Below are 16,814 nucleotides of genomic sequence, written 5' to 3'. Positions count from 1 at the left end.
GGGTCACATCTCGATCGGATGCACCTCGGCCACCTCGACCGAGCCTGACCCGTTCGCGACCATCGGACAGCCTTTGGCCATCTCGGTCGCGGCGTCAATGCTGTCGGCCTTGACGACGGTAAAGCCCGAGGCCGGGTTCGCGCCGCCATTGTCCACGACGCCGCCTTGGCTGACGGTATAAGACTGGCCGACCGGGTTGCCGGGGATGTCCAGCGCATCACCCATGTTCTGGAACCACGCGCCCCAGGCAGCCATGGTTGCTTCGATTTCTGCGGGATCGGTTGGAGTGTGACCGCCGTGATAGACAAACAAAAATTGAGGCATTTCTCTTCCTCCCTGATGAAAAATCTAAAATTGGGCTTCCAGCTTGCGCAGTGACGAGGTCCAGCCCTGATTGTGGTTTGCAGCAACCTCGGCATCAGCCAGTTCGCGATGATCCAGAACCAGCTTGGCCCCGGTTTCCGTTGCTGTGACGGACAGCGTCACATGACTTTCCGCGCCGCGCTGATCCTGATCGTCATGCCATCCCCAAGTAAAGCCCACTGAATTGGGCGGATCGACATGGGTGACGTGGCCGGACACTTTGTACCGCTGCCCTTCGGCATTCACCACGACCGAATACCACGGCCCAAGTCGCGAGAAATCCAGATCATGTTCGGGCACGTGCATTCCTTCAGGCCCCCACCATTGCAACAGCTTTGCACAGTCGCTGATCCAGGCAAACAGGTTTTCCGCGGTTGTGGGGAACTCACGTTCCAGTTTCAGGTCGGCCATGAGTTCTCCCTTTCAATCATATCGTTCAAACGGTCGAGGCTGCCTTCCCAGAATTGCCGTTTCGAGATGGTCCATTCGGCAATCGCCCGCAGCCCCTCGGGCTGGATGGAATACATCCGCTGACTGCCCTGCACCCGCTGCTGCACCAAACCAGCCTCGCGCAGCACCTTCAGATGGCGCGAGATTGCGGCGCCTGACATACCGCGCCCGTCGATCAGGTCTCCGGCGGGCAGTTCACCGTCCTGCATCAACTGCTCGACGATTGAGAATCGGGTGGCGTCGGACAAGGCCGAAAAAGTGGTCAGAAGCGTGTTCATGACCACTGTTTAACATTTTTGTTAAATAAAGGGAAGGCCCTTGCGATCAGACCGCAAAATCTGCGCGGGAATAGCCCTGTAGATACAACAGCGCCGTCAGATCGCCGTGATTGATCCGAATGTCACATTGCGCCGCGACCGAGGGTTTGGCGTGCAGCGCAACACCGGTCCCGGCCCGACCCAACATCCCCAGATCGTTGGCCCCGTCGCCCACGGCGATCACATCCGCCTCGGACAGGCTAAGCCGTGCAGTGATCTGTTCCAGTGCATCCACCTTGGCCTGTTTGCCCAAAATAGGACGCTGTACGTCACCGGTCAGCTTGCCGCCCTCAGCCAGCAGCGTGTTGGCGCGGTTTTCGTCAAATCCCAAAAGCTCGGCAACCTTGGCCGTGAACGCGGTGAACCCGCCCGAGACCAGCGCAGCATAGCCACCATTTTGACGCATGGTCGCAAGCAACGCTTTGCCGCCCGGCATCAGGGTGATGCGCTCGGCCAGAACCTTGTCGATCACCGCCTCATCCAGATTTTTCAGCAAACCAACGCGTTCGATCAGCGCGCCTTCGAAATCCAGTTCTCCGTTCATCGCCCGCGCGGTAATGTCTTTGACGCGATCACCGACGCCTGCCTCATCGGCCAGTTCGTCAATACATTCCTGCTGAATCATGGTGCTGTCCATATCGGCCAGCAGCATCTTTTTGCGGCGATTGTCGGCCGGTTGCACGATCAGATCGACCTTAAGCGCCTGCAGCTCGGCCCAGACTTCCCACTGATTGTCAGGCAGATCGGAAAGCGTGAATTCCGCCGCTTCATCAGGGCTGAGCCAGACCACATCGCCCCCGCCCCACGCATTGCGCAGCGACTCGACCAAAGCCTGTTCAAGGCTGGGTGTATTCGGGTTGGTCAACAGGGTGGCTACGTACATCTTCACTCTCCGAAAAGCTCCCCTGCGCATACCGCAGGGGCCATCGTTTCACCAGTGATCCCACCCAGAATTCTGCCCCTTTTTCGAATTCCGCGCGCAGGGTCTTTACCCCTCTGCCATTCCGATACAGATTCACAGCAGATCGAGCAGGCGCAAAGGAAAGACGATATGGCCAACCCGCTTTATGACCGGCTTTTTGGCATTCACGCGGGCAAGGATACGCCATTCCTGCACCTGCCGGACGGTCAGACGATAACCCATGCCGCTTTTCTGGATTTGGCGGCGCAAATCGCCAATGCGCTGACCGGGTATGAGCTGGAACCTGGAGAGCGCGTGGCCGTGCAGGTTGAGAAATCGCCCGAGGCGCTGGCGCTGGTTGCGGCCTGTGCGCAGACCGGATTGATCTTTCTGCCGCTGAACACTGGCTACACCACGTCCGAGCTGCGCTATTTCATCGAAAACAGCGGGGCCAAACTGGTTGTTTGCGACGCGTCGAAAAAAGACGGGCTTACCCCCATTGCCGCCGCACAGAACGCGCGTGTCGAGACACTGAACGCTGACGGCTCGGGCAGTCTGATGCGGCGGGCGCTGGGAATGCTGCCTGCGTTTGAGCCCGTGAAACGAACCGAGGATGATCTGGCCGCGTTCCTATACACGTCTGGCACCACGGGGCGGTCGAAGGGCGCGATGCTGACACAGGCCAACCTGCTGTCAAACGCCGAAACACTGGTGCAGGAATGGCGGTTTACCCGCGATGACGTGTTGCTGCACGCTCTGCCGATTTTTCACACCCATGGGCTGTTCGTGGCGACGAATGTGGTGCTGGCCTCGGGCGGGTCGATGATCTTTTTGCCGAAATTCGAACTGGACGACATGATACGCCTGATGCCGCAGGCGACCTCGATGATGGGGGTGCCGACCTTCTACACCCGCCTGCTGAGCGACGCGCGTTTCACCGGCGATCTGACGCGGCATATGCGGTTGTTCATCTCGGGGTCTGCCCCTCTGCTGGCCGAAACCCATGAGCGGTTTGAGGACCGCACGGGCCACCGCATCCTCGAACGCTATGGTATGACCGAGACAAATATGAACACCTCAAACCCCTATGACGGCGAGCGCCGCGCGGGGACGGTTGGGTTTCCTCTGCCGGATGTGGAACTGAAAGTGACCGACCCTGACAGCGGTGAGACCCTGCCGCAGGGCGAAATCGGCATGATCGAGGTGCGCGGCCCGAACGTGTTTCAGGGATATTGGCAGATGCCCGAGAAAACCGCCGCCGAGCTGCGCGAGGACGGCTTCTTTATCACCGGCGACCTGGGCCGCGTGGATGAGGATGGTTACGTCCACATCGTCGGGCGCGGCAAGGACCTGATCATCTCGGGCGGTTACAACATCTATCCCAAAGAGATCGAGTTGTTGCTGGACGACCAGCCCGGCGTGCTGGAAAGCGCCGTCATCGGCGTGCCGCACCTTGATTTTGGTGAGACCCCCGTGGGTCTTCTGGTGGCCGAACCGGGCCAGACCCCGAACACTGACGTCATCTTGTCCAAGGTGCAGGACGCGCTGGCGCGGTTCAAACATCCCCGCAAGCTGATTGTTCTGGACGCGCTGCCCCGCAATACGATGGGCAAGGTTCAGAAAAATGTTCTGCGAGAAGAGTTTAAGGACCTATTCAAGCGGGATTAGCGGCACCCGGCCATCGTCGGTCAGAAGCCAGCAATCCCGGCCTTCGAACACGGCCGGAACCAATGGCCTGCCCATACCCGCGCCGCCATCCAGATTGATCCGATTGCCACGATGTTCAGCCCGCTGCGCAGGTGTGTGGCCGTGAACGATCAGGTATGGGTGTGGGCGGGGATCCTCCAGAAATTCCTGCCGGATCCAGATCAGGTCCTCTTCGGACTGATCGGCCACGGGAATGCCTGGGCGAATGCCCGCATGGGCAAACAGCAGTTCGCCCGAAAGATGATGCGTCGCCAGCTTAGCCAGAAAGTCGATATGGTCCTGCGGAACCGCCGCCTGTACCCGGTCGAGTATCCGATAAAATCGCTCGTCAGGCTCAAAATCGACCCCATACGACGCCAGCGTTTCCGTACCGCCCAGACGCTCATGCAACCAATGCTCACCGACCCGCAATTTGGCTTCTGCGGGCGAGCCATCATGCAGGAACCGCGCGAACATTCTGTCGTGATTGCCCAGCAGAAAGGTCCAGTTCCGCCCGGCCTGTTTTGCATTTGCCAGATGATCCAGAACGCCTCGGCTGTCCGGACCGCGATCCACGTAATCTCCGATGAAAACGATCTGCGCATCGCGCCCGCCGTCGCGTTCAATCAGATGGAGCGCGTGCTGTAGCATCTCTAGCTGGCCGTGAATGTCGCCAATGGCGTAAATCGGAGAGGTCATCAGAAACCCATATGTCCTAAGAATACCCGCTTGTTGCGCGAATATCGGCTTGAGAAAAGAAAATACCCGCGCCTTGGGTGGCGCGGGTACAGAATGTCTCAGAATTTCAACACGTGTCAGGCAACGTCGAACTCCAGCGGCTTAATCTGGGTGAACAGGCCCGTCTCGGCCAGCTTGGCGCGCGCCTCAGCCGGAACCGGTTCGTCGACATAGAGCAGCGCGATGGCCTCACCCCCTGCCTCGGACCGGCCGAGCGTAAAGTTGGCGATGTTGACGTCATTCTCACCCATGGTCTGACCCAGCGCGCCGATGATGCCCGGGACATCTTCGTTGGTGGTATAGAGCATATGCGCCCCGATCTCGGCGTCGATATTGATGCCTTTGATCTGGATAAAGCGCGGCTTGCCATCGCTGAACACGGTACCCCCAATGGAACGCTCGCGTTTCTCGGTCACAACGGTCACCTTGATATAACCTTCGAAGGCACCGGATTTGTCCTGATTGGTGGTCGAAATCTGGATACCACGCTCACGCGCAACAACCGGGGCCGAGACCATGTTCACCTCGGGGTTAAACTTCTTCATGATCCCCGCAACGACCGAGCAGTTCAGTGCAGCAAGGTTCATCTCGGCGGCGACCCCGTCATAGAGGATGTTGATCGCCTTGATCGGCTCATCCGTCATCTGGCCGATGAAGCTGCCCAAGTGACCTGCCAGCTTGATCCACGGGCCCATCACCTTGGCCTCTTCCGCCGTCACGCTGGGCATGTTCAGCGCGTTTTCCACAGCACCGGTCAGCAGATAGTTCGAAATCTGCTCAGCCACCTGAAGCGCCACGTTTTCCTGCGCTTCAGTGGTCGCCGCGCCAAGGTGCGGGGTGCAGACCACGTTAGGAAGGTTGAACAGGGCGTTTTCTTTGGCTGGTTCTTCGCTGAACACATCAAAGGCTGCGCCTGCGACATGACCCGATTGCAGCGCCTCCGCCAGTGCGTCTTCGTCGACCAGACCCCCACGGGCACAGTTTATGATGCGCACACCCTTCTTGGTCTTAGCGAGGTTCTCACGGCTTAAGATGTTGCGCGTCTGATCGGTCAGCGGCACGTGCAGTGTGATGAAGTCGGCACGGGCCAGCAACTCGTCCAGTTCGACCTTCTCGACACCCATCTTCGCGGCTTTCTCTTCGCCCAGATAGGGGTCATAAGCCACAACCTTCATCTTCAGACCCAGCGCGCGTTCACAGACGATGCCGCCGATGTTGCCCGCACCAATCACGCCGAGGGTCTTGTTGGTCAGCTCGATGCCCATGAACTTGGACTTTTCCCACTTGCCCGCATGGGTCGAGGTGGACGCCTCGGGGATTTGACGCGCCACGGCGAACATCATCGCAATTGCATGTTCTGCGGTCGTGATCATGTTGCCGAACGGCGTGTTCATCACGATCACGCCCTTCTTCGAGGCGGCATCCTTGTCGACATTGTCGGTTCCGATCCCGGCGCGGCCAATGACTTTCAGCTTGTCGGCTTTTTCCAGAATGGTCGGCGTGACCTTGGTGGCCGAGCGGATGGCAAGACCGTCATACTGACCGATCACCTCGGCCAGCTTGTCTTTGTCCTTGCCCAGATCAGGCATGAAATCCACGTCGATGCCACGATCACGGAAAATCTGCACGGCGGTTTCGCTGAGCTTGTCAGATACGAGTACTTTGGGGGCCATATCTCTGGTCCTTGAATTGTATAGAGGGTCCGGGCCTTGCATGGCCCGGTTAAAAGTCAGGCAGCCTCAGACTGCGCCGCAATCTCGGCCTCAAAGGCCCATGCCAGCCAGGGCAACATCGCCTCGATATCCGAGGTCTCAACCGTGCCACCGCACCAGATGCGCAAGCCCGCAGGCGCGTCGCGATAGGCACCGATGTCCAGCGCGATGTTCTCGGCTTCAAGCCGTTTGGCCACAGCTTTGGCGAAACTTGCTCCGTCCTGAATACGGGCATCCGTGAATTTCAGGCAGACCGAGGTATTGGATTGCGTCGCCGCGTCCTCAGCCAGATTGGCAATCCAGTCATTCTGCTCACAGAACGCGTGCACCGCACCGGCATTGGCATCGGCCCGGGCGATCAGCCCTTGCAACCCGCCCACCGAGCGCGCCCAGTCCAGCGCGAACAGATAGTCCTCAACCGCTAGCATCGAGGGCGTGTTGATCGTCGCGCCGGTGAAGATACCGTCGATCAGCTTGCCGCCTTTGGTCAGGCGGAAAATCTTGGGCAGCGGCCATGCGGGGGTGTAGCTCTCCAGCCGCTCCACGGCGCGAGGGCTGAGGATCAGCATCCCGTGAGCCGCCTCGCCACCCAGAACCTTCTGCCAGCTGAAGGTGGTCACATCCAGCTTGTCCCAGGGTAGGTCCATCGCAAAGGCCGCCGAGGTCGCATCACAGATCGTCAGACCCTGACGGTCGTCGGCGATCCAATCGCCATTGGGAACCCGCACGCCCGAGGTCGTACCGTTCCACGTAAACACCACGTCATTGGCGAAATCGACCGAAGCCAAGTCAACGATCTGACCGTAATCCGCGGTCTTCACTTCGGCGTCGATCTTCAGTTGCTTGACCACATCGGTGACCCAGCCCGCGCCAAAGCTCTCCCAGGCCAGCATCTCGACCTTGCGTTCGCCCAGCAGCGACCAAAGCGCCATCTCAACCGCACCGGTGTCCGAGGCGGGCACGATGCCGATTTTGTAATCTGCCGGAATGCCCAGAACCTCACGCGTGCCTTCGATGGCCGCTTTCAGCTTGTCCTTGCCAACAGCAGCGCGGTGCGACCGACCCAGCGCAGCATCAGCCAGTTTGGACAGATCAAATGTGGGGGGTTTGGCGCAGGGGCCCGAGGAAAAACGCGGATTTGCCGGCCGCGTTGCCGGTGTATTGGTGCTCATCTGTATTACCCTTCCAGATACACGCCCCTCGTTGGGGAGGGGTGTCCCACGGCCAGAGCTATTGTGCGTCCGCAGCACCAGCAAGCAGAAAAGACTCCTTTTCTGCTGAAAACGACACCTCCACCCGCGCCGATCCGGAACACCTGTTTCCGATACGCGCATTCCCGACCGGGTCAGAGCGCTAGTTGGTCAGATATACAGTTTCCCCGGTTCTCAGCGCTTGTTGCGCCGCCAGCCCAATGCGCACGGCCCACATACCGTCTTGCAGCGTCACATCCGGGCGGGCGCGTTGCCCGCGCAGAAGTTCAAGAAATCCCTGATGCTGAAAAAAGGTCGAGCCGTTGTGATCCCCCGCTGCCAACAAGCGCGGGTCGACGGGAATATCCTTGCAAACCGGACCCTTCGGATCGCGCGGGCTGATGATGACCTGCGGTATCGGAGGTTCCCCCAGATGCTCGGGCCAGAACCGCCCCGGGCCGGGAACCAGCGCCTCGATCTTGGCGTTTGGTCCAATGGCCGAGATTTCCTCTTGATAGCGCGCGCCTTCAGCGAACATGCACAGCTCCAGCATCGCCCGCGCGCCGTTGGCGAAATCGACCAGCACATAGCCGTGGTCCAGAATGTCCGGTGTCTGGCCCTCATAGGTTTCGTCCAGATGATTGACCGCCTGTCCGCCGCTGGCGGTGACGCGCACCGGGTCGGATTGCAGGATCAGCCGCATCAGGTCGAAGAAGTGACAGCACTTCTCGACAAACGTGCCGCCGGTATTGCGGTTGAACCGGTTCCAATTGCCTACCTTTTCAAGGAACGGAAAGCGGTGTTCCCGGATCGACAGCATCTTGACGCCGCCGGTGGCCTGCACCTCGTTAATCAGCGCCGCGATGGGCGGCATATAGCGATACTCCATCGCCACCCAGATCGGATGCGGATAGCTGCTCTGGATCGCCTCCAACCGGGCGGCATCCGCCGGATCGGTGAACAGCGGCTTTTCCACCAACAGCGGCAATGGGCGTGTCTCAGCAATCTCGGTAATCTGATCCACATGCAGATGGTTCGGGCTGACAATCACGATGCAATCCAGATCCTGGACGGCCAGTAGTTCCTGAACCGACGAGACCATATCCGCCTCGGGCGCAATCGCTTGCGCCTTTGCTGCCATCCCGGCGTCGGGCTCAAAAATCGCCGAGACGCGCGTGCCCTCCAGCAAAGCGATATTATGCAGGTGCTCCTGCCCCATCATGCCGCATCCGATCAGCCCGTAGTGGATGGTCCGGGTCATGCGCGTTTCCTTTTACTTCAATCGTTGAACATAGGTGGCTCGATCCGGGTCGAACCACGTTTTTGAAAACTCGACGGGTTCGGCCCTGTCGGACCAACTGAACCGTTCGATATACCCGGCGATTTCACCGGCCGGTTTGGTGAAGCCGGACGGCGTCCAGTCGGGCAAGGGGCGTACCGTCACCCGATCTTCGGCCCGTGTAATCCAGAACCCCAACTGGTGCTGGTAGTAGCGATAGAGCGAGTCCGACAGCAGCGCCCGGTCGATCTGTCCGGCTGATTCGTCCAGCCAGATTTCTTCAACCGCGATGATTGTGTCATTCAGGTAGCGCATCCGGCGCACCCTTGATCCCCGGTTCGATGTGCCAAACCTTGGCAAATCAATGGGCTTATCCAGATGATCCACTGACAGGATATCGGCGCGCGGCAGGCCTCCGCCTTCGGGTAATTCAAGCCGGAACATCGCATAGACGCTGTTCTGCGTCCCAGTCTCGCGCACATAGTTGCCCGAGCCCTGTATCCGCTCCAACATCCCCTTTTTTTCGAGCTCAGCGAGCGATTTTCGCAGCGTCCCGACCGAGACCTGAAGCCGGGCCGCCATGTCGCGTTCGGGTGGCAGACGCTCGCCGTCGATCAGACGGCCCGCCGCGATATCGCGGATCAGAAGTTCCGCGATCTGGATGTAAACCGGCAGGGCATTCGGATTTCGGTTCGAGGCTGGCACGGTGGACGCTTCACTCGGTCGCAGGAAAAATTGATACACTATTGATCTACATCAATGCGCTTGCTACGCAAGAGGAAAGTCAAAGATGTACGGAGCGTGAATCAAATGAGCATCGTCCCCATCACATCCCCCGATCTGGATGCGGCTGAGGTGTCGTGGTTTGCCGCTTTGTGTTCGGACGATTACCAGTTCCTCGGCGTCCCGGATGGCGACCTGCGGTCGAGCTGGGAGCATTGTTCCGGCATCGTGAAAGAGGCCGAGGCACAGGGCTTCCGCAATATCCTGTGCCCCTCCTCCTATCAGGTCGGTCAGGATACGCTAAGCTTTGTCGCGGGCTGTGCGCCGATCACGGAAAAGATCAATCTGCTGGCCGCCGTGCGCTGCGGTGAGATGCAACCCATCATGCTGGCTCGCACCATCGCGACGCTGGATCACATGTTGCAGGGGCGGTTGACGGTCAATATCATCTCCTCCGACTTTCCCGGTGAGAAAGCCGACAGCGCGTTCCGCTATCAGCGTTCGCGCGAGGTGGTAGAGATCCTGAAACAGGCCTGGACGCAGGATGAGATCAACCACGCGGGTGAGGTCTATAATTTCTCGGGCCTGACCACTGATCCGGCGCGGCCCTATCAAACCGGTGGCCCGTTGCTCTATTTCGGCGGTTATTCCCCCTCGGCGCTTGATCTGTGTGGCGAGCATTGTGACGTCTACCTGATGTGGCCCGAAACCAAGGACCAACTGGCCGAGCGGATGAAGGCCGTCCATGCAGTCGCCGAGAATTACAACCGCACGCTGGATTACGGCCTGCGCGTCCACATGATCGTTCGCGATACCGAGGCCGAGGCGCAGGAATATGCGGACTACATCGTCTCGAAGCTGGATGATGAGTATGGCCGCGCGATTCGGGAACGAGCGCTGGATTCGACCTCGCTGGGTGTCGCGCATCAGGCCAAAAATCGCGATCTGGCCGATGAGTATGGCTATGTTGAACCCGGCCTCTGGACCGGTGTTGGTCGTGCGCGGTCAGGCTGTGGTGCTGCGCTGGTCGGTTCGACTGATCAGGTCATGACCAAGATCGAGGAATACCAGAAGATGGGCATCCGCGCCTTCATCTTCTCGGGCTATCCGCACATGGACGAGGCCAAGCATTTCGGCGCACGCGTCCTGCCAAACCTGAAAACCTGCTCCCTTCCCGAAGCTTACGGAAGGGTCCCAAAGACGACCCCGGCCACACCGCTGGGCAACGGAGTACGCTGTTGATGCAACGTGTGAAACTATCTGACTCGCTGGAAATGAGCCGCCTAGTCTATGGCATGTGGCGGTTGGGCGATGACAGCGACACGTCTGTGGGCCATGTCGAGGCCAAGATTCAAGCCTGCTTGGATCAGGGCATCACCACCTTCGATCAGGCCGACATCTACGGCGGTTATGCGGCCGAAGCCGTTCTGGGCAACGCGTTACGCGCCAATCCCAGCCTGCGTCAGCGGATGGAAATCGTCACCAAGTGCGACATCATCGCCCCAATGGGTCGCTACTCGGATGCGAAGGTCAAATACTATGACACCTCGCGCGCGCATATCTTGAAATCAGTCGACACGTCGCTGTCCGAAATGGCCATCGACCATATCGACCTGCTGCTGATCCACCGCCCTGACCCACTGATGGACCACCATGAAACCGGGGCCGCATTGGACGAAGTTGTCGCCAGCGGTAAGGTCGGCGCGGTCGGCGTTTCGAATTTCCGCCCGTGGGACTGGTCGCTGCTGCAATCAGCGATGGAAACGCAACTGGTCACCAACCAGATCGAGATTTCTCTGGGCGAGATCAGCCCCTTCACCAATGGCGATCTGGCCTTTCACCAGCAGCATGGGCAACCGATCATGGCGTGGTCTCCGCTGGGTGGAGGCCTGTTGATGGCCGGAAACCCTCCGGTCGGCGTTGTGGCAGATGAGATCGCAGCCGAGTTCGGCGTGGATCGCGCCGCTGTGGCCGTGGCGTTCCTGCTGGCCCATCCGGCCAACATCCTGCCGGTGATGGGCACCAACAATCTGGGCCGCATCAAAACCATCTCGGACGCTTTGAAAGTCAAATTGGATCGTGAAAGCTGGTATCGCCTCTATGAGGCGGCGCTGGGGCATGAGGTACCATGATGAACGCAATCTCAAAGGACATGACCCATACTTTCGTTCCGCATAAGGACGACACCCGCACCCTACGCGATGCCTTCGGGCGCTTTGCCACCGGCGTCACCATCGTCACCTGCGACAGCGCGGATGGCCCGGTTTGCATCACCGCCAACAGCTTTTCGTCGCTGTCGCTAGACCCTCCGCTGATCATGTGGGCGGGCGACCGCAACTCGCGCCGTTTCCCCTATTTCCACAAGGCCCGCCATTTCAGCGTGCATGTGCTGTCCTCGGAACAGGCCGAACTGTGCTTTGGCTGTTCCAAGGACGCCTTTGCGCTGCGCGACATCGCGCATGCGCGGTGCGAAAACGGAACGCCGATCCTGCCGGACTGTCTGGCGCGGTTCGAATGCGAACAGCACGCGTATCACGATGCGGGCGATCACGTTATTGTCGTAGGAAAGGTTCTCAAGGCCAGCATGGCGGATGGAGACGCGCTGACCTTTTACGCCGGGAAACTCGGCCAATTCGCGCAGCACTAAGCGCGGTCTGACGACCGTGGGACATACCCGCGGCTGAACAAGGGAGGATCCGCATGAGCGGACTGGCATCGGTGCTTGCGCCGATTGCATTCGTGAACGAAACCGCGCTGCGTCTGGGCCGCGCGGTTGGTGTCGTTGCGATTGCACTCATGGTGATCGCAATCCTGATTCAGGTGTTCTTCCGATACGTTCTGGGCAACGCCCTGCCCTGGCCGGATGAGGCCGCTCGGTTTTGCATGTTGTGGATGACTGGTCTGATGGCCCCCACCGCGTTCCGGCGCGGCGGCTTTGTGGCCATCGACATGCTGGAGCGTTTTTTGCCGCGCGTAATCGGCCAAACGCTGAACCTGTTCCTGCTGCTGATTTCGCTCGCCGTCCTGCTGGTTGCCGTCAATATCGGCTGGTCCGAGGTCACCGGCTTTGGCGGCAAATTCGCCACCGCCGCGCTGTATCTGCCCACCTCTTTCGGGTTCGACGAATGGTACCGCATTCCGCGCAGCTGGATGATGGCTTCGCTGCTGGTGGGGATCGTCCTTCTGATCTCGGTGAATATCGAGCTGATCCTGCGATCCTTCATCACTCTGCTGGGCGGGGGTCACCTGCTTCCCGAAATTCCTGACGCGGCAGTGGGGGCCGAATAAATGCTGATCTGGTTCCTGCCCACCTTCCTGATTTTCCTGCTGATCGGCCTGCCGGTCTTTTTCGCCCTTCTGGCCGCGCCCGGTATCCTGCTATGGCTGAACGGTCAGACCAACGACATCACGCTGCTCTATCGCAATGTGTATAACGGCATGGACAGCTTCCCGCTGATGGCCATTCCCTTCTTCATGTTGGCCGGAGAGCTGATGAATCGCGGCGGCATCACCATCCGCCTCGTCGAGTTCTCTCAGGCCCTGATGGGCCACCTGCGCGGGGGTTTGGCCCATGTGAACGTGCTGAGTTCGATCCTGTTCGCGGGCCTCTCGGGATCTGCCGTGGCCGATACATCCGCTTTGGGATCGATGCTGATCCCGGCGATGGAGAAACAGGGCTACACACGCAAATTCGCCGCCGCGATCACAGCGGCGAGTTCGGTGATCGGCCCAATCATCCCGCCCTCGGGCATTATGATCATCTACGCCTATGTCATGGGCGAAAGCGTTGCGGCACTGTTCCTTGCAGGTATCGTACCCGGTGTAATGGTCGGCGTCGGCCTCATGCTGATGATCAAACTGATGGCCGACAAGTACGACTTCCCCGTCGCCAGCCGTAAATACACCTGGCCCGAGCGGCGCCAGGCCAGCCTGAAAGCCTTCTTCCCGCTGATGACGCCAGTGATCATTCTGGGCGGCATTCTGGGCGGCATCTTCACCCCGACCGAGGCCGCTGCTGTTGCCGTAGGCTATGCTTTTATCATCGGCTTCTTCGTGCTGCGCACGTTGACATGGAAGGAAGTGCCGGAGGTTCTAAGCAACGCAGGCATGACCTCCGCCGTCGTTCTTCTGCTGGTCGGCGCAGCGATGGCGTTCAAGACGGTCGTCAGCCTCAGCCACGCGCCGGAACAACTGGCCTCGTTGATCCTCAGCCTGTCGGAAAACCCGCTGATCCTGCTGTTCCTGATCAACCTGTTGCTGTTCATCGTCGGCATGTTTCTGGATGCAGGCCCCGCGATCATCATCCTTGGTCCGATCCTTGGCCCGATCTTTACCAGCCTCGGCGTCGACCCGATCCACTTCGCCATCATCATGAGCGTCAACCTGACTGTAGGCCTCGCCACGCCGCCAATGGGATTGGTCCTGTTCGTGGCCGCCGCAGTCTCGCGCGAACGGGTCGAGACCATCGCCAAGGCGATCCTGCCGTTCCTGGCGGTCGAAATCATAGTGATCTTCCTGATCACCTATATCCCCGCATTATCCATGACGATCCCGAGGATAACGGGATTTGCCAACTGAGTATCACAGGGAGGAAACGCATGCTCAGAGACTTCATCAAAACCGCAGCGGTGGCCACATCGCTGGTGGCCGCCTCCGCGATTGCCGCGACAGCCGCCGACTTCACACTGCGCGCCACCGCCAACTCGAACGAAAACGATGAGGATTATGACGGCCTGATCGTCTTCAAGAACTATGTCGAGGCCGCCTCAAACGGCGCGATCGAGGTCGAGCTGTTCATCGGTACTCAACTGTGTTCGAATGGTGCGGAATGCCTGCAAGGCGTCGCCGATGGCACCATCGACATCTACATCTCTACTTCGGGTGGAGCCTCGGGTATCTTCCCATATGTGCAGGTATTGGACCTGCCCTACCTAATGGCCGATGACCGCATTGCCGAGCATGTTCTGTCGGGTGACTTCACCCGCACCATGCGCGACATGGCGTTGGAAGATTCCGGCGGCGCGATCCGTCTGATGACCATCGGCAACACCGGTGGCTGGCGCAACTTTGCCAACACACAGCGCCGCATTGCCGAGCCTGCCGATATGGACGGCCTCAAAATCCGCACCGTGGTCGCCGACCTGCCGCAGGAACTGGTCAAGGCACTGGGAGCTTCGCCTACCCCGATCCCGTGGCCGGAACTGTTCACCAGTTTCCAGACCGGCGTGGTTGAGGGCTCCAAGAACGGCATCACCGACATCATGGGTATGAAATTCCCGGATGCGGGTCTGCAATATGTCACGCTGGACGGTCACGCCTATATGGGCGCGCTGTGGTGGATGAACAACGCCAAGTTCCAAGAGATGCCCGAAGATATGCGCCGCGTGGTGGTCGACGGGTTCTATGCGCTGCAACAGGCCACCTTTGCCTCGCCCAAGCGTAAGTCGATTCAGGCTTATGAGGATTTTGTTGCCGGTGGCGGCGACCTCTACGTGCTGACACCCGATCAGAAAGCCTCGTTCAAAGAGGCCGCAACCCCGGTCTATGACTGGTTCCAGTCCAACGTCGCCCGTGGGGACGAGATCTTTGTCGCCCTGACCGAGGCGGTCGCGGCTGCTGAGGCCGATGTAAACGCCTCGCGCGACGCGGACCTGAACTAAACCGATGGGTCGGGCCTTGCAGCCCGGCCCTCACCGAAACGGGTACATCCACCCTTTGTAGTCGTTGACCAGAATATGCGCCCTTTCGATCTGCTCCGGCGACATTTTCTTGACCACTTCCTCAAGGCTGATCGCCGCATCGGGATCGCCGCCAATGGCGCTGAGCGTGTACCACATATAAGCCCGCACCAGATCGGGCGCGGGCATGCCCAGACCCAGCTCATAGTACCAGCCAACCCCCGACTGTGCGCCCGGATGCCCTTTCATCGAGGCGCGCAGATACCATTCAAACGCGCGTTCATAGTCCTGCGGGACGCCCAGACCCAGCCCGTACATCACTCCGATCAGTTCTTCGGCCTCGGCATTGCCCGAACGGGCGGCGGGCATCAGTTCCTCGCGCGCGGCTTCAAACTCCCCTGCCTCCATCAGATCACGCGCCTGTTCCAGTTCGGCCAGAACCGGTGTCGCAAGCAGGCAAAGGGTAAATACAAACTGGCGCATGGGGTTATGTTCCTTTTGGCCGGGGCTGCGGCGGCGCAGGAGTTACCGCGCCCGCTGACCGATGATGACTTCTTGCCCTTTGATATGGAACAGGCCGCTATCGGTCATCAACTGTTTTACGATCCGATCCTGTCGGGCAATCGGAACATCTCCTGCGCCCATTGCCATCACCCCGATTTCGGAACGTCTGACGGGCTGTCTCTGGGCATCGGCGAGGGAGGTGAAGGTCTTGGCCCCAACCGCACCCCCGGCACCGGAGCCGACAAAATCCGCAAACGCATCCCGCGCAATTCACCGGGGCTTTGGAACCTTGGTGCGAAGGACATCCACACGGTCTTTCACGATGGCCGCCTGAGTATCTCGGATGTCTACGGCAACGGATTCAATTCACCCGCACAGGAATGGCTGCCCGACGGTCTGAATTCCCTACTGGCCGCACAGGCGTTGTTCCCGCTGACAGCACAGTTCGAGATGGCCGGCAATGTCGCCGAAAACCAAGTGACCGGGGCTGTTCATGACCGCATCGACAAAGGCTGGCCCATTCTGGCCAAACGGGTCCGTACCGATCCGCACTACGGCCCACCTATGGTGGCTGCCTTTGACGAGATCGACAGTACCGAAGACATCACGATCACCCAGATCGCCAACGCCCTGGCCGCCTTCATGGCCATCGAATGGCGCAGCAGCGACAGTCTTTTTGACCAATATCTCGCCGGAGACACCGAAGCCCTGTCCGACACTCAGAAAAACGGCATGACCCTGTTCTACGGCAAGGCAAACTGTGCAACCTGTCATTCGGGCCCTCTGATGTCGGATCAGAAATTCCACGCACTGGCCTTGCCCCCGTTTGGACCGGGCCGCACCCGGCAATGGGACCCCTACGCTCGCGACGTAGGACGTATGGGCGAAAGCAACCGGATCGAAGACGCCTATCGCTTCCGCACCCCAATGCTGCGTAATGTCGCCCTGACCGCGCCTTATGGTCACAACGGAGCCTTCCCCGATCTAAAAAGCATGATCCGGCACCATCTTGACCCGCAGACCAGCTTTACAAACTGGACCCCGGACATGGCGGCTTTGCCGAAAGTTCCGTGGCTGCAAAAAGCAGATTTCGTTATCTGGCAGGATACGTTCGAGATGCAGCGCGTGCGCAACAAGATCGACATTACTCCGGTGAAATTGACAGACGCTGAAGTCGACGCTCTTGTCGCCTTTCTGAATGCTCTGACCGGAACAAGTGTAGACACGCCACCTTTCGGAGTACCCGACGGGTTCACACCTTAGGACAAACCCC

Annotated in this window: 18 protein-coding genes; 8 read left to right on the top strand and 10 right to left on the bottom strand. The window is 59.5% G+C overall.

Annotation, left to right across the window (positions count from 1 at the left end):
• Nucleotides 1-3 precede the first annotated feature (3 nt).
• The 4 genes from ACOQOY_RS13335 to serB are packed head-to-tail and all read right to left on the bottom strand — an operon-like array spanning nucleotide 4 to nucleotide 2,013.
• Nucleotides 4-324, bottom strand: coding sequence for a YciI family protein (locus ACOQOY_RS13335; protein ID WP_420585896.1), 321 nt, complete (start codon nucleotides 322-324; stop codon nucleotides 4-6).
• A gap of 24 nt (nucleotides 325-348) precedes the next feature.
• Nucleotides 349-774, bottom strand: a complete 426-nt coding sequence (locus tag ACOQOY_RS13330) for an SRPBCC family protein (protein ID WP_420585895.1) — start codon at nucleotides 772-774, stop codon at nucleotides 349-351.
• Nucleotides 762-1,091, bottom strand: a complete 330-nt coding sequence (locus ACOQOY_RS13325; protein WP_420585894.1) for an ArsR/SmtB family transcription factor — start codon at nucleotides 1,089-1,091, stop codon at nucleotides 762-764. The genes ACOQOY_RS13330 and ACOQOY_RS13325 overlap by 13 nt, the downstream gene beginning before the upstream one ends.
• 46 nt (nucleotides 1,092-1,137) lie before the next feature.
• On the bottom strand, nucleotides 1,138-2,013 hold the full coding sequence (serB, locus tag ACOQOY_RS13320) for a phosphoserine phosphatase SerB (RefSeq protein ID WP_420585893.1): 876 nt from the start codon (nucleotides 2,011-2,013) through the stop codon (nucleotides 1,138-1,140).
• Nucleotides 2,014-2,181: 168 nt separating this feature from the next.
• Here serB and ACOQOY_RS13315 point away from each other — a divergent pair, with 168 nt between their 5' ends.
• Nucleotides 2,182-3,699, top strand: coding sequence for a malonate--CoA ligase (locus tag ACOQOY_RS13315; RefSeq protein WP_420585892.1), 1,518 nt, complete (start codon nucleotides 2,182-2,184; stop codon nucleotides 3,697-3,699).
• Here ACOQOY_RS13315 and ACOQOY_RS13310 read toward each other — a convergent pair.
• From ACOQOY_RS13310 to ACOQOY_RS13290, 5 genes are all read right to left on the bottom strand, one after another.
• The gene (locus ACOQOY_RS13310; protein WP_420585891.1) at nucleotides 3,682-4,416 is read right to left on the bottom strand and encodes a metallophosphoesterase family protein; all 735 of its coding nucleotides are present in this window, start codon (nucleotides 4,414-4,416) and stop codon (nucleotides 3,682-3,684) included. The genes ACOQOY_RS13315 and ACOQOY_RS13310 overlap by 18 nt on opposite strands.
• 116 nt (nucleotides 4,417-4,532) lie before the next feature.
• Entirely contained in the window at nucleotides 4,533-6,128 is a 1,596-nt protein-coding gene (gene serA, locus ACOQOY_RS13305) for a phosphoglycerate dehydrogenase (protein WP_420585890.1), read from the bottom strand.
• 56 nt (nucleotides 6,129-6,184) lie between these two features.
• On the bottom strand, nucleotides 6,185-7,339 hold the full coding sequence (locus tag ACOQOY_RS13300; RefSeq protein ID WP_420585889.1) for a phosphoserine transaminase: 1,155 nt from the start codon (nucleotides 7,337-7,339) through the stop codon (nucleotides 6,185-6,187).
• Between the two features lie 181 nt (nucleotides 7,340-7,520).
• Nucleotides 7,521-8,618: a Gfo/Idh/MocA family protein gene (locus ACOQOY_RS13295; RefSeq protein WP_420585888.1), complete on the bottom strand. Its 1,098-nt coding sequence runs from the start codon at nucleotides 8,616-8,618 to the stop codon at nucleotides 7,521-7,523.
• A gap of 12 nt (nucleotides 8,619-8,630) precedes the next feature.
• The gene (locus ACOQOY_RS13290; protein WP_420585887.1) at nucleotides 8,631-9,341 is read right to left on the bottom strand and encodes a GntR family transcriptional regulator; all 711 of its coding nucleotides are present in this window, start codon (nucleotides 9,339-9,341) and stop codon (nucleotides 8,631-8,633) included.
• 105 nt (nucleotides 9,342-9,446) lie between these two features.
• On the opposite strand from ACOQOY_RS13290, the gene ACOQOY_RS13285 reads away from it, so the two are divergent.
• The 6 genes from ACOQOY_RS13285 to dctP are packed head-to-tail and all read left to right on the top strand — an operon-like array spanning nucleotide 9,447 to nucleotide 15,019.
• Nucleotides 9,447-10,601, top strand: a complete 1,155-nt coding sequence (locus ACOQOY_RS13285) for an LLM class flavin-dependent oxidoreductase (protein ID WP_420585886.1) — start codon at nucleotides 9,447-9,449, stop codon at nucleotides 10,599-10,601.
• A complete protein-coding gene (locus ACOQOY_RS13280) occupies nucleotides 10,601-11,491 on the top strand; it encodes an aldo/keto reductase (protein WP_420585885.1) in 891 nt (296 codons plus the stop codon). Before ACOQOY_RS13285 ends, ACOQOY_RS13280 begins: the two co-directional genes overlap by 1 nt.
• Complete coding sequence (locus ACOQOY_RS13275) at nucleotides 11,491-12,006, top strand: flavin reductase family protein (protein ID WP_420587246.1); 516 nt, start codon at nucleotides 11,491-11,493, stop codon at nucleotides 12,004-12,006. Before ACOQOY_RS13280 ends, ACOQOY_RS13275 begins: the two co-directional genes overlap by 1 nt.
• Before the next feature lie 53 nt (nucleotides 12,007-12,059).
• Nucleotides 12,060-12,647, top strand: coding sequence for a TRAP transporter small permease (locus ACOQOY_RS13270; protein ID WP_420585884.1), 588 nt, complete (start codon nucleotides 12,060-12,062; stop codon nucleotides 12,645-12,647).
• Complete coding sequence (locus tag ACOQOY_RS13265; RefSeq protein WP_170337175.1) at nucleotides 12,648-13,937, top strand: TRAP transporter large permease; 1,290 nt, start codon at nucleotides 12,648-12,650, stop codon at nucleotides 13,935-13,937.
• A gap of 20 nt (nucleotides 13,938-13,957) precedes the next feature.
• Nucleotides 13,958-15,019: a TRAP transporter substrate-binding protein DctP gene (dctP, locus tag ACOQOY_RS13260; protein WP_420585883.1), complete on the top strand. Its 1,062-nt coding sequence runs from the start codon at nucleotides 13,958-13,960 to the stop codon at nucleotides 15,017-15,019.
• A gap of 30 nt (nucleotides 15,020-15,049) precedes the next feature.
• On the opposite strand, the gene ACOQOY_RS13255 is transcribed toward dctP, so the two are convergent.
• A complete protein-coding gene (locus ACOQOY_RS13255; protein WP_420585882.1) occupies nucleotides 15,050-15,520 on the bottom strand; it encodes a tetratricopeptide repeat protein in 471 nt (156 codons plus the stop codon).
• A gap of 6 nt (nucleotides 15,521-15,526) precedes the next feature.
• Here ACOQOY_RS13255 and ACOQOY_RS13250 point away from each other — a divergent pair, with 6 nt between their 5' ends.
• Nucleotides 15,527-16,804, top strand: a complete 1,278-nt coding sequence (locus ACOQOY_RS13250; RefSeq protein ID WP_420585881.1) for a cytochrome-c peroxidase — start codon at nucleotides 15,527-15,529, stop codon at nucleotides 16,802-16,804.
• The last annotated feature ends 10 nt before the right edge of the window (nucleotides 16,805-16,814 follow it).

This window comes from Ruegeria sp. (assembly GCF_965221235.1).
Taxonomy (GTDB): Bacteria; Pseudomonadota; Alphaproteobacteria; order Rhodobacterales; family Rhodobacteraceae; genus Ruegeria.
The sequence above is the reverse complement of the archived record's forward strand: the minus strand, read 5'-3'. Positions and strand labels throughout refer to the sequence as shown.